The 15481-nt window shown below is 30.9% G+C and carries 6 protein-coding genes; all 6 read left to right on the top strand.

All coding sequences use genetic code 11. From position 1 onward, the window contains the following. The first annotated feature begins 75 nt into the window (after positions 1-75). Entirely contained in the window at positions 76-4206 is a 4131-nt protein-coding gene (locus CJ739_RS14835) for a two-component regulator propeller domain-containing protein (protein WP_117176687.1), read from the top strand. Positions 4207-4967: 761 nt separating this feature from the next. Beyond that, positions 4968-6050, top strand: a complete 1083-nt coding sequence (locus CJ739_RS14830; protein WP_236951516.1) for a glycosyltransferase family 9 protein — start codon at positions 4968-4970, stop codon at positions 6048-6050. Between the two features lie 181 nt (positions 6051-6231). Continuing rightward, the gene (locus CJ739_RS14825) at positions 6232-7401 is read left to right on the top strand and encodes a glycosyltransferase family 4 protein (RefSeq protein WP_236951515.1); all 1170 of its coding nucleotides are present in this window, start codon (positions 6232-6234) and stop codon (positions 7399-7401) included. Positions 7402-7429: 28 nt separating this feature from the next. Continuing rightward, positions 7430-9262 (top strand): ABC transporter ATP-binding protein, encoded by a 1833-nt coding sequence (locus CJ739_RS14820; protein WP_117176683.1) that lies wholly within the window; start codon positions 7430-7432, stop codon positions 9260-9262. Between the two features lie 8 nt (positions 9263-9270). Further along, positions 9271-10542: a glycosyltransferase family 4 protein gene (locus tag CJ739_RS14815; RefSeq protein ID WP_117179019.1), complete on the top strand. Its 1272-nt coding sequence runs from the start codon at positions 9271-9273 to the stop codon at positions 10540-10542. A 680-nt stretch (positions 10543-11222) separates the two neighbouring features. Further along, positions 11223-15350: a hybrid sensor histidine kinase/response regulator gene (locus CJ739_RS14810; protein ID WP_117176681.1), complete on the top strand. Its 4128-nt coding sequence runs from the start codon at positions 11223-11225 to the stop codon at positions 15348-15350. The last annotated feature ends 131 nt before the right edge of the window (positions 15351-15481 follow it).

The raw sequence follows: 15481 nt of genomic DNA, 5'->3' as shown, positions 1-15481 counted from the left end.
AAAGTTTAGTGAAGTAAACACCAATGAAAATAAGGCAGTACCTTATGACCTTTTAAAAACAATTAATAGTTATATATGAAACTAATTAAGAACCACCTATTGTATATATTTATTCTTACAAATACATTTTGTTATTCCCAAGGTTCTAATTTTAATAATTTAATAGCCCAGAGAAGTACTTTAAAATTTGAGCACTTTAATGTTCAATCTGGGCTTTCCAATAATTTCATCACAGATTTGGCTAAAGACTCTTTAGGGTATATTTGGGTTTCAACATTCGATGGCCTTAATCGTTATAATGGAGATGAATTTTTTAGTTTTAAAAAAGAAAATGATTCCAACAACAGCCTGAACTATAACTTCATTCAGCAGGCAAAATTTAATAAAAAAGGAGAACTACTAATTGCAACAGGCGAAGGTCTTAATATTTACAATCCACAAACCGATTCTTTTACACTTATAGATGAAACAAATGGCTTGATTAGAGAAAGTCTTAGTTGCTTGGAATTTGGAAAACAAAACGAGCTTGTTTTAGGCGTTTATGGAAGAGGTGTTCAGTTTTACAACCCCGATAAACCTAAGCAAACTACTTTATTGAAACACGAGCCGACAAACGAAAAAAGTGTCTCATCCAATAACATTTCTTGTATTCTTTTAGAGGAGGAAAGCACATTATGGGTTGGAACTTTTAATGATGGTCTCAATAAAATAAATTACTACACCAAAGAAGTTGAACGCATAGCCATCGGAAATAAATCAAATGAAGGATTGCATCAAATCAATTGCTTATTTCTAGACAGTGAAGGTAATCTATGGATTGGAACAAGAGATGGAATCGTTATTTTCACTAAGGATAATGAAAAAATATACATGACTTCCAGTAAAGATGAAAATAATGGATTAAGCGATAAAGAAGTGCTTTCATTCGAGCAAGATTACCTAGGTAATGTATGGGTAGGAACTCAAAATGGCGGCTTAAATATTATCAATCTTAATTCATATAGAAATCATAAAAAATTCATTAAATGGTATTTGCCAAATCATAATGGTAACGATTTTCAAGGTAGAGGCGTTTCAACTATCATGAGAGATCAAGATGATCATATGTGGATTGGTACAAATTATGGTTTATACTATGTAAATCCAAAGGATGAGCCTATAAAACACTTTAAAGAGAAATTCACCGATGCCCCTATTTCTATAAACTGCAATTATATTCGGAGTATTACTGAACGTTACAATGGTGAAATTTGGATAGGTACAGATGGTGCTGGAGTAAATTTATATAACCCAAATACTGGCAGATACAAATATTTTGTTCACGACGAAAACAACCCATCAAGTCTCTCTAATAATTATGTATATGATATACTTGAAGATAGCAAGAAGCGTGTTTGGATAGGTACCTACAGAGGCGGATTAAATCTTCTAAACCCCGCAACAGGTCACACCAAAAAATACCTTCAAGGCTCTATAGAAAACGGTTTTAAAGTAAATGTTATTTATGAAGATAACTTAAAAAATATCTGGGTAGGTACAAACCGTGGTGGCTTATACAAATATAATGAAACTTTAGATGCTTTTATATACATGTCAACTTTAGGAAAAATAGATGTTCGTGATATAACTGAGGATGAGTTTGGCAATATCTGGATGGCTACATACGGCAATGGTGTTGTTAAGTACAACCCAAATTCAGGTGTATCAGATATTTTTATGATGGGTAATACGATTGGAATTACCAGTAATATTATGTATGCCATCGTTAAGTTGACAAATAAAAGTTTTCTTGTTGGTTCTGCCTATGGAGGTATGTTTAAATTATATCCAGACGATAGGCGAGTTATAAGCTATACTGTTAAAGAAGGATTAAGCAACAATACCATAAACAGTATGGTATCCAGAAGTAAAGATGAAATATGGCTAGGTACTTTTAATGGCATAAGTTATTTCAACACAACTACCGAAACGATAACAAACCTCAATTCTTTTGATAATATTTATCAAAGCGATTTTAATGTTGGTGCTGCTTTCAAATCAAAAGATGGCATTCTTTATTTTGGAAGTAATAATGGGCTTTATATCATTAATCCAGATAAAATATTTGCTTCTGCGATTGACTATCCATTAATATTTGAATCATTAGAGGTATTTAATAACAAAGTAAATGTAACTCCAGATCAATCAAAAAGTATATTAAAACAGTCACTTCCATACGTAAAGCATATTGCATTAGACCATAACCAAACATTGATTACAATTGATTTTAGTATTCTAAAATATCCAAATGCTCAAAACATTAAATACTCTTATTTACTAGAAGGCTATCAAGATCAATGGGTAAATATCAACAATAGTAATTCCATAAATTTAAGTAAACTACCCCCAGGTGATTACAATTTAATTGTAAAAGGCGTTATTAATCCAGAAAAAACGGTTAGTAATAATCTGTTTATTACTATTAATCCTCCTTTTTGGAAAACACTTCCCGCTTACCTACTGTATTTAATTATTCTATCCTTTTTAATTTGGATTGGAGCTAAGTATTACAGCGAACGCATCAAACTTAAAAACTCCCTGGTTTTTGAAAAAAAACAGAGACAACTTGAGAATGAACTTAATTTTGAACGAGCGAGGTTCTTCACTAGCTTTTCCCACGAATTAAAAACACCTTTGAGTTTAATAATTGCCCCTGTAGAAAATCTCATTGAAAAAATTGACAAAAAGAAACAAAAAGAGCAACTAAATTTAGTACTTAAAAACTCTAAATATTTATTAAAAAACATACAGAAACTTTTGGAATTTAGAAAAACGGAGATTGGCTTAGATAAACTCTCTATTGATAACGTTAATATATCAGACCACATCAATCAAATTCTTACAAGCTATAAATCGCTAGCTAAATCCCGTGGAATAAATCTAAAACTTCACAAACCTGAAAGTGACATTTATACGTGGTGCGATATAGAAAAAATTGAAATAATCATCCATAATTTACTTTCCAATGCTTTTAAATATTCCAAAAGAAAAGGAACAATATCAGTTGATATTAAAACAAACAATGACCATGTATTAATTTCAGTAGCCGATGATGGCGAAGGAGTTCCAGAACACGATCTTCCTTATATTTTTGACTGGTATTATCAATCGAACATAACAAATAGAAAAAAAGGATCAGGAATAGGATTGGCACTATCTAAAAAATTTGCAGAACTCCATATGGGTTCTTTATATGTTGAAAGCAAACATAAAGAAGGAACCAAATTTACTCTAGATATTCCTAAGGATGCTTTTAATGAAAAAACAATTAACTCAAACTATACGCCTATTATAGAAAATGAAGATCAAAAGGAATTTAACAGTACTGCTGAAATTTGGGAAGTTCAAGAAGAGCTGTTTGAAAAAGAGTTAATTAGATCTAAAATCAAACAAGATAAATCCCGAAATCTTATATTGATTGTTGATGACAACAAGGACCTTCTTTTGTTTCTTTCTAGTTTATTAGAGGATGAATATGATTTAATATTTGCTGAAAATGGTACAGATGGTATTAATAAGGCCATAAAATATGTGCCAGATTTAATCCTTTCCGATGTCATGATGCCTATAGAAAACGGTATTGACCTATGCAAAATATTAAAAAAAGAACAAACCACCTCTCACATTCCAATTATTCTTTTAACAGCCGCAGGAAATACTGAAAAAATAAATGAAGGCTATCAAGAAGGTGCAGATGACTATATAACCAAACCTTTTAATCCTAAAATACTAAAAACAAGAATTCAAAACCTTATTCAAAATCGTTTAAAACTGCAAGATTATTTTAGTAACAGCATTACTGAAAACCCAGAATTCATATTAGAGAACAAAAGCTTACTTGATAATGAAAAAACCTTTTTACAAAAATTCAACCAAATCATAGATAAACACATCACTGAAAAAGACACCAATATTGAAGGCATTTGCAAAGAAATAGGCATGAGTAAAACGTCTCTTTATAGAAAAATGAAAGTTTTAACAGGAAAAAACATTAATGAATTAATACGTAAAGCTAGACTAGAGAAAGCTGTTAAATTAATTAAATATGAAAATCTCACAATTTCAGAAGCTTCTTATGAGGTTGGTTTTAATAGTGTTAAATATTTCCGAAAGCTCTTCAAGGAAGAATATGGCGTACTCCCTTCTAAATTGAGTGAAAAAAACTAAGTTTATATTGACTGGTCCTGAAATATAAGTTAAAAATTAATTTTATGTTATTAATCTTAATTAATCTTATATAATTAGGTGCTGGATCTTTTCATAATATTGGTTGAATAATAGACGGCTGTATCCAAAATCTCATTAAAAGTCAATATTTCTATATTATTGAGACTATTTCTCAATTGGATAGAATCCTTGTATATTTTTACATCTCTTACCATAACCAAAACCTATAGTAACAACAGGAACGCAACCCTTTCATTCTTCTTGCATCTTTTATTAAAAAAAAGAAAATGAAACCCCTATCTAACAAAATTGATTTTAAAATATTCTGGTCTTTAATTAGTTATAAATTAATAAAAAGAAAATTACTTCCCATCCAAATTGAATACGCTTTAATCATTCCAAAAGAATAGCAAACAAAAAAATTAACACAGATTTAATTATCTGTAGATACATCCACATAAAAGCAAAGTATTGTGATTACACGACATATTTCGCTATGAGGATTAACTCTGGATTTATTCAAATAATATAATAATCACACATTTCAGAATCCCAGATTATTATTATGACCGTATCTATAAGAAAGTTGCTGTTTCTGGATCATTTTGTTAATTCATAAAAGCTATTCTAAATCCATCTGGATATTCTAATATTCCTATTAGTTTGACAATGGATAAATATGCGAAAATCATCTAGAATAGGTTTCACTTTTATTATGCAAAAACAATAATGACATAAAAATTTAGATTTAACTCTTAATTATGAAAATTCTAATTGTTCAACAAAAAATGATAGGTGATGTTCTTTTAAGCACCATGCTTTGCGAACAAATCAAAAAAAATATTCCAAATACAAATGTTCATTATTTAATAAACTCAAATACAGAAGCAGTTGTTACAAACAATCCATATATAGACCGTATCATTTTTTTTACTGATGAATATCGAAATAGCAAGTGGTCCTTCTATAGCTTTTTAAAAGGTATAACAAGAGAGAATTATGATGTTGTCATAGATGCCTATTGCAAATTGGAGAGTATGCTGGTTAGTTTGTTTTCTAAAGCGAATGTTAAAATTTCGATGGACAAATGGTATGCTAGGCATATATATACCAAGACTTTTAAATATGTAAGAGCTGAATATTCAAATGTAGGGCTCGCTGTTGAAAATAGATTAAAATTACTCAAACCTCTTATTGGCGATTTAAAAGAAGTTGCAAGCCCCCCAAAAGTACATTTAACAGATAATGAAATTTTAAATGCTCGATTATTTTTAGAAAAAAACGCCGTAGATTTTTATAATCCAATCATTATGATAAATATTTTAGGAAGTAGCGTACAAAAAACATACCCACTCTTATATATGGCTGAAATAATTGACCATGTGGCATGCCAAGAGAATTTTACTATTTTATTCAACTATATGCCTTCACAGTTAAAAGAGGCTAAGGAACTTTATAGCCTATGCTCATCTGCATCAAAAGCTAAAATTAAATTTGATGTTTACACTCCTTCACTGCGAACCTTCTTAGGTATTTTGTACCATTGCCATGCTCTTATTGGTAATGAAGGCGGAGCAATAAATATGGCAAAGGCACTCAATGTGCCAACTTTTAGCATATTCTCTCCCTGGGTAGAAAAAGCAACTTGGGAAACTTTTAAATATACTAAGCGTAATGTAGCAGTACATTTAAATGATTACGAACCTTTGCTCATTAAAGGTAAATCCAGCAAAGAATTAAAAAAGGATACCCAAAAACTCTATAGTAAATTCAAACCTTTGTTTTTTAAGGAAAAAATTGGTCATTTTTTAGATAGTCTAATTCTTAAGAAAAATAGAATTTAATTCTGTTATTCTTTTAGTATATACTCCTATGAAAATATAAAATTTTAGTGAGAGAACTATACTTGCAACAAAACCGTATATATAATATTTAACTATTTAAAAAGTTCAAATTACTATTAAATTAATAAGCAACCTTTTAACAATTTAAGCATCTCAACATTGACCAATACTTTCAATGTAATTGCTTTTAAATAGCAAAAAAACTGAAACATATCAATATATACTACAGTTAATAAAAATCAAAATATCTATGAAAAAACCATGTCCTCCCAAAAATATTTTTCTAGAAACACACAATATAAAAAATCTATACAGCGGTTTTGGACAATTCAATTTTAATCTTGCTAAAGCATTGAGCAAGGAAACTGAATTTTTAAGCGAACATCAAATAATTCTTAATTGTAACAATAACAGCGTAAAAAAAGAGTTAAATGGCAACATTTCCTTTAATAGATATTTGCCTATAACAAGATATCCCCTTTTTAGAATCAAAAAAAAGTTTAGTTTGTGGCATTCTGTTAATCAAAATACAAAAATAGAACCTGCTTCTTTGAACGTTCCTTATTTATTAACCATTCATGATGTGAATTTTTTAGAAGAAGAATCAGGCAAACGTTTAGATTTCAGAATGAATCAACTCAAAAACAAACTCAAAAGAAGCTCTGCCATCGTATATGTTTCTGAATTTGCAAAAAAAAATACACATGCTCATTTTAGCGTTCCAAACATTCCTGAATATGTTATATATAACGGAAATAATTTCAATGATAATTCGTCAAAAAGGATAGAAAATAATCACCCTGGATATGTTCCCAATAAACCGTTTATTTTTTCAATTGGCCAAATAGTTGAAAAAAAAAATTTCCATACATTAATAGAAATGTTAAGCTTTTTAAGTGATATTGTTTTAGTTATAGCCGGGGGTCTTAAAACTGCATATACTGAGATTCTAAAGGAAAAAATACAGCATTATAAGTTAGAAAATAGAGTTGTTTTATTGGGTAATATACCAGAATCGGATAAAATATTTTATTATAAAAATTGCCTCGCATTTGCTTTTCCTTCCTTGCGTGAAGGTTTTGGACTTCCTGTCCTAGAAGCCATGACTTTTGGCAAACCTATATTCCTTTCCAACAAAACATCCTTACCAGAAATAGGCGGAGATCATTCCTTTTATTGGGATAATTTTGATGCCGAAGATATGGCAAATGTTTTTGAAGCTGGAATGTCTAAATTTGAAGACAATAAAGATGTATTCAAATCTGCTTATATAAATCGTTCACAACAGTTCACCTGGGAAAAAGCAGCCAAAGATTATACAAATGTTTATAAAAACATTTTAAAAAACTAACCCCATTATTTCAATTATTGTCTACTAAATGAAAAACTTTAAAAGGTTTCTTAAATACCTTATTCCTTATAAGAAATTTCAAATTCTAAGCATTGTTTTTAATATTTTATATGCTCTATTTTCTTCAATATCCATGCTTTCCCTATTGCCCATGGTTAAAGTTTTATTTGAAGAAGGGGAAAAACTAAGAGAAAAACCTGTTTTTAATGGATTTCAAGATTTTGATCTAAATTATTTAGAAAACTATCTCAATTACTCTATCACCACCATTCAAGATACTAAAGGTCATTTAGCCACCTTGATAATGGTTGTAGCTTTTGTTTTAAGCACATTTTTATTAAAAAACGTGTTTAATTATCTTTCTATTTTGTATATGACCTATCTAAACAATGGCATTTTAAAAGATTTAAGACAAGATGTATATGACAAGGTTATAAGCTTAAATGTGGGCTTTTTTTCGAATGAACGTAAAGGGGATCTAATTGCTCGAATGACTTCAGATATCAATACTATAAAAGTATCCTTTATGGGGGTTCTAATGATGGTGAGGGAACCTTTAACTATTCTATTCACACTTGCAGGTATGTTTGCCATAAGTTGGAAACTAACAATTTTCGTTCTCTTTTTTATTCCAATTTCTGGATTCTTAATTTCAAAAGTAAGTAAAAACATCAAAAGCCAATCTGGCGATATTTTTGCTTTAGAAGGTCATTTATTATCTAATATTGAAGAAACCCTAGGAGGCATAAAAATTATCAAAAACTTTACTTCAGAAAATTATTTCTCAAAAAAATTTAAAGATTTTACAGAAAACATAAATACGATTAACAATTCCATTGGAAAAAAAATGAGTTTATCCGCTCCAGCTAGCGAGTTTCTAGGAATTTTTGCCATTTCTATATTACTTGTTTATGGAGGGTCTTTAGTACTCATTGAAAAATCTTTAAGTGGCGGGGCTTTTATGGCTTATATGGGGCTTGCTTACCAAATTTTAACTCCTGCTAAGGCCATTACCAAGGCTAACCATGCATTGCAAGGTGGAAATGCAGCCTATGAAAGAGTGGCTTTTATTTTAGATGCTGAAAACCCTTTAAAAGACAAGATTGACGCCAAGGTAATTAGTGAATTTACCAAAGAAATAAAATTCAATAACATATCCTTTAAATATAAAGACGATTATGTGTTAAAAGATTTTAGCCTTACTGTTCCTAAAGGAAAAACCGTAGCGCTAGTTGGTGAATCTGGAAGTGGAAAATCTACTTTGGCAAATTTAATAACCCGCTTTTATGATGTAAACGAAGGCAATATTACTTTTGATGGTGTAGACATTAAGGATGTAACTACAAAATCCCTAAGAGAGCAAATGGGTATTGTAGCCCAAGATTCTATTTTATTTAATGATACCATAGCTAATAATATTTCGTTAGGTATCGAAGACGCAAATGATGAAAAAATAATAGCCGCAGCAAAAGTTGCAAATGCGCATAATTTTATTTCTGAATTTCCACACAAATACCAAAACAATGTAGGTGATGGTGGTAGTCTACTTTCAGGGGGACAGCGTCAACGTATAGCTATCGCTAGAGCAGTGATGAAAAATCCACCTATAATGATCCTAGATGAAGCAACTTCAGCATTAGATACAGAATCAGAAAAATTAGTACAGAACGCACTTGAAAATATGATGGAAAACCGTACCTCTTTAGTGATTGCGCACAGACTTTCCACAATTCAAAATGCCGATCTTATTGTAGTCATGAAAAAAGGTCGAATTGTAGAGCAAGGCTCCCATGAAGAATTATTAAAAATGAATGGTACTTATACTAATTTGGTTTCACTGCAATCTTTAGAAGTTAATTAATGCATCATATGAAAACACATCCTCTAGGACTTAATATTGTTGGCTATACCGATAGTATGTTTGGCTTGGGCGAAGCCGTAAAATTAAACATTGAAGCAGCTAGAAAACTTAATATACCAGTAAATATTATAAATTATGAAAAGGTTAAACGACATACGGACTACAGATATGAATTTAAATACTCAATAAATTTAGTTCAAATAGCAATAAACGATTTGGATAAATTTTTTAGCGTTATTGATCCTGATTTTTTTAATAATAAATATTCCATTCTTTTCTTAATATGGGAATCTGAATATTTCCCATCAAAATTTGAAAGAACCATAAATCTCTTTAATGAAATATGGACAGCTTCTACTTATTGCAAAAGTATATTTGAAAAGGTATATAAAGGTTCTATAATTACTGTTCCTCACCCTGTTGAGATAGGCCTTAAACCTATACAAAACCAAAATTCTGATCTGCTTTTTGATAAAAACAGATTTAGCTTCTTATTTATATTTAGCTACCATAGTTCCATAGAAAGAAAAAATCCGTTTTTCTTGGTTGAGGCTTTTATTAAAGCCTTTGGGAATAATGAGAAGGTTGAACTAGTCATCAAAACGGTAGGTGCCCAACAATTTAAACAATCAAAAAAGAAATTACATAAATCCATTTCAGGTCAAAATAACATTAGGATAATTGATCTTGATCTACATAAAAACAGGGTGAACCACTTAATAAATGATTGTGACTGTTATGTTTCCATGCATCATTCTGAAGGATTTGGACTTACCCTAGCTGAAGCCATGTACTTGGGAAAACCTACCATTGCAACTAACTATTCGGGTAATACAGAATTCATGAACGAGAACAATAGCTTTTTAGTGGATTATGAACTTGGACTTATTGAGAATCCTGATAATAATTTTTGTTCTAAAACCTTATGGGGCAATCCTAATATGCAATCTGCGGTTAAAAATTTAAAGGAAGTTTACAATAATCCGGACTTAAGAACAGAGAAAGCCATGAATGCACAGCTTTATGTTAAAGAAAAATTGTCATTTTATGCAATAGGATCGATAATTAAGAACCGATTACAGCATCTATATGCAAACTTTGAGACCTTAACAGTTAACCAAAAGCAAAATGCCTATTTATTAAATCAATTGCAGCTTTCAAAAAAGGAAATAGCTCAACTTCAAAGACAGGTTCATAGAATGAGGAAAAACGTCATTATCCGTTTTATTTTATTCCTAAAAGATACTGTTAGAAAATTTAAAGGAAAAATGATTTATTAGGAAAATTTTTAGTAGAACCCATTCGAGTCTACTTTCAAGAAAACCAACAGTCTAGATGTAAAACAAAAAACCAGATACTTTTTTTAAGCCCCATACAACTCTTTTTATTTTATAAAAATTTAATCCCAATACTTTTCCTAAATGTGAGTGTAAATGTTTTTGATCATACAACATTTATATATATCAAAATATTAAAAGCCATCTGACCTTCCTCGAAAATGAAATTTAAAGAAGTTTGTTAAAAAAAATGCTTTAGAGTTATGAAAAAACGATTGCATTCTTCATTGGTCTATAATACCCTTGAAACAGAATAAGAATTCTATCAATTTAAATATGTAGCATAGTCCTTAGAAAATTTGTCCTACTTTTTGTTGCAAGTCCACCTTTTCATATTGAATTCATCTTTACTTTTTCTATTTCCTTATATATTAAACAGCTTTGTTTATAGTAATTTTTTTGATGTAATTGGAAACAAAATAAACCTTAAAATAAGAATCTACATCTAATTGCAACTATTGTTTATGAAATTAGCACCAATCAAACAATATTATCGTAAATTTATAATAGCTCTTAATAATCTACCCTATATTCTAACAAAATTCATTTAGCCAGTAGTTATTGAATACAGGTTTATTTTGAGGTTATAAATCACAAATTAATCTAGCTATAGCAATACACAAATGAAGTATTTCGAAATAAATAAGATCAGATTAATCGTTCTAATCATCTTTTCTATACATTTTGAATTATTGGGGCAGGGTTTGGAACAATCTAATAGTATTAGGTTTAAGAAGTATGATGGAAATAATGGTATTCCTGGTGAAACAATAAAATCGATATACCAAGACCAATCGGAATTAATGTGGTTAGGAGTTGAATATAAAGGTCTAGTCTCTTTTGATGGTAAAAGTTTCAAACAATATGAGTTCAATCCAGAAAATAAGAATTCAATTTCGAGCAATATAGTCAACACTATTTGTGAAGATCGAGAGGGAAATCTTTGGATAGGAACAATAAATGGGCTTAATAAAAGAAAAAAAACTCTGAATAATCATTTGCAATCAGAGTTCCTGCGATTCTACAATGAAGATAATTCTGGCTCGATTCCGAACAATTGTATCAATCAAATTTTCCGAAATAAAAATGCCGACTTGTTAATAGGCACTGGACAAGGTCTATGTTTCCTTGAATCCGGAAATCAGTTCCTTCAGATACCGCTCACTGAACACAAAGACCCTGCTGTTCGTTGTATTTATCAGCTTAAGTCTGGTCAATACTTAATAGGAACAGACAAGGGACTTTTTAAATTGAGTGAAAAATACGAAAAATTGGATTATTGGCCGGTAGATGAGGCTCAAGGAAGAGTTACTTCTATGGAGGAAGACATGGATGGCAACTTATGGATTGGCACACAGTCTGGCATGTTTATATTTAAAGAAGAACGTCTGTATCCAATCAATGAAATTCTCAATAAAAACTATCTTTTTGGGGGCATGGGCATTCATTGTATGCTTCGTGACAAGGTGGGGCGTATGTGGGTTGGAACGTATTCCAGAGGACTTTATATTTTCTATAAAAATAATGGACATTATAAGTTTATCTCAAATGAAGTTCTTTATGAAAATGGTTTTCATGCTTATCAGATTAGAGGGGTTACCCAAGATTCTCAAGGGCTTATATGGGTAGCTACAAAAAATGAAGGTTTTTATGTTCACGATAATAGATTGGAAACATTCGGATTACTTAATACGATAAGTAGCCCGCTTAAGCTTAGTAATAACAGTATTTTGGCTATTTTTGAAAGTAGTGATAAAAAATTGTACATAGGCACCAGACAAGGAGGAATAAATATTATTGACCGAAAAAGGAAGTATATAACTTATTATACTCATGATCCTAACCGTATAAATAGTATTGGGGATAACCGCGTTGAAGGCTTTGCCGAACAGAAAACTGGAGAAATATGGGTTGCCACAGTAAAAGGTCTGAGCAAATTCATACCAGAATCTAAAAGATTCAAAAATTTTAATTTCAATCCAACACATTCCATTGTATTAGATCAAAATAATCAGTTATGGTTGGGTACCTCTAAAGGATTATTCATTTTTGACCCCAAAAAAGAAACTTTCAATAGTCCTCCTATTTATTCACCTGCTTTGGAGGACTATATCAGTAGTTTATTCATAGATAACGACCAAAATTTATGGATTGGAACAGGGAATTCCGGACTTCTCCAATATATCCCTAAAAAAGGAACTATCAAGCATTATCATGAAGATCATTTGGATGAAAATTTCAGGATACCTTCAAATGCAATCAGAGCAATTCAACAAGATCATAAACAAAATATCTGGATAGGCACGCTCCTAAACGGCATGATCAAACTTGAAAAAGACTCTGAAAAACAAGCATTTTCTTTATCTGAACACATATTTGACGGAATTGGAATTTTCTCCATTCTCGAAAGTAAACCCGGTATTTTTTGGCTGTCTACGAATGAAGGAATTTATAATTTTGATAGCCACACGAAAACCTCTAATGATTTTGGCGTTCAGTATGGCTTGCAAGGAGAAGTATTCAATAATACGGCTTTTCTCAAATCTACCGATGGTTATCTTTTTTTTGGAGGAAATAAAGGACTAAATTTTTTTAAGCCTGAAAATATCTATAAAAATTTATTTATACCTACAACCTCTATCAAGTCAATAACCGCCCAATCTTATGGGAAGAAAGATTTTTTTCAGGATCACCATGGTGTTTTTAATTTTAAATATGGGTCTTATACATCATTCGACTTTTTCCTAAACGATTATTCCAATCCACAAAATAATATGTTCAAATATAAATTAGAGGGAATCACTAAGGATTGGATAGACTTAATCAACAATAATAATATATCATTTGCTAGCTTGACCCCAGGTAACTATGAGTTGCATATCAAAGGTGCTAATGCCGATGGAATTTGGTCTAAAAACCAACAAACTGTTTCATTCAAGATTCTAGACCCATGGTGGTTATCTAAGTTAGCCAAAATTTTATATGGCTTTTTTATTGTACTAGTAATTTATCTGGTAATTAGGTTTATTACTTTTAGTGACAGGAAAAAACACGAACTGGAGATTATAAAACTTGAAAAAGCTCAGGTCGAGAAAATAAACGAAGAAAAGCTCAGGTTTTTTACCGATATATCCCATGAGCTTAGAACACCGCTTACTATTATTTTACCATCTGCTGAAAAATTAATAGAAATCAAAAAAGATAATATAGAAGAAGTAAAAAAACGCAGCTTGTCAATTCTAAGAAATTCTAAATTACTTATGAATCTTATTGAAGACCTTCTTGAAATTCAAAAAATTGAATATGGACATGTTCAGGTTCAGCCAGAGCCCGTAAAAGTAATCGAGAACTGCCGTAATATATTTGATAATTTTTCCTATTTGGCTGAAAATAAGAAAATCAAGTATCATTTCATAACGAACCTACCCGAAATCAGTGCAATGATAGACCAAAATATTTTGAACAAGATACTTTCTAATTTATTGGTTAACGCTATCAAATACACTCAAAATTATGGTTATGTAGAATTGCTCGTTACAATTAGAACTTCAACAGAGAACCTTTTGTCCCCTAAAATGGATCAACCAGATTCTCATCAATTGGTAATCACTGTTAAAGATACTGGTATTGGCATTTCAGAAAAGGAATTACCAAATATCTTTGATAGATTTTATAGAGTAAAATCTAAAAATACTTCAGGAGGCACAGGTATTGGGCTAGCTCTAACAAAAAATTTGGTTGAGCTTCACAACGGAAAAATTCATGTACATAGCCAAGAAGGAAAAGGCAGTGTTTTTGAAGTTGAAATTCCGCTACAATATGTTGAAAGTTTGGAAGCAGAGCAGAAATCGCATGATGGGTTGTTAGATGAGATTGAAACTCAAAAAGATAATGGTAATATAAGTAAAACCATTACTGAAGATAAGCCACATCAAGATTCAGTTGAAAATTTAGAAGATAGCATGTGCTATAAAAACAAGATGGTTCCTGAAATACTTATTGTTGAGGATGATGAAGAAATAAGGAACTTACTTAAGGATTTGTTTTCTGAATACAAGATTGTGGTAGCCAAAAATGGCAAAGAGGGGCTGGAGATAGCCAACCAAAAAGTGCAACCTTCACTTATTATTTCTGATGTGATGATGCCCGTAATGGATGGATTGACGTTTTGTCGAGAAATTAAGAATAATTTCCAAACAAGCCATATTCCAGTTTTGATGCTCACTGCTAAAACGACCACTTCCGATCAAATTGAAGGCATAAAAGTTGGAGCCGATGATTATATAAGTAAGCCTTTTTATTCTAATATGTTGATAGCTAAAGTTGAAAACCTTTTAAAAAGACAAATACGATTGAGAGAATACTTTGAGAAAAATCTCTCGATCCAGCCAGCTGATCCACCAGCCTATAATCGTGAGAAAGAATTGCTAATTAAGTGTAAAGAAATTATTGAACAGAATATTTCCAATCATGAATTTAGTGTCGAAAAACTTGCTTTGGAACTCGGTCTTAGCAGGGTTCATCTATTTCGAAAACTTAAGTATCTTATTAACCAGAGTCCTATGGAACTTATATACTCCATTAGATTAAAGAGGGCAATAGACTTGATTAAGACCAACAATTATACAATGTCTGAAGTGGCATATATGACTGGATTCTCTTCACCAAGCTCATTTAGCACAACTTTTAAAAAACATTACAAAGAATCACCAAAAGCTTATGTTGAAAAGCTCACCAAAGAAACCTCTTAATAAAATGGTGATTGTTTTCAACTTCATTTTTAGTTTAGCGAATAAAAGCCTCAACAAAGTAAAGCTTTTAGCTAATTACGGCAGTTGTAACCTCCGTTGAATCATTCGTAACATACAAAAAACACTGGCAA

The organism is Mariniflexile sp. TRM1-10 (genome assembly GCF_003425985.1).
Lineage (GTDB): Bacteria > Bacteroidota > Bacteroidia > Flavobacteriales > Flavobacteriaceae > Mariniflexile.
This window is presented reverse-complemented; position numbering and strand designations above follow the sequence as displayed.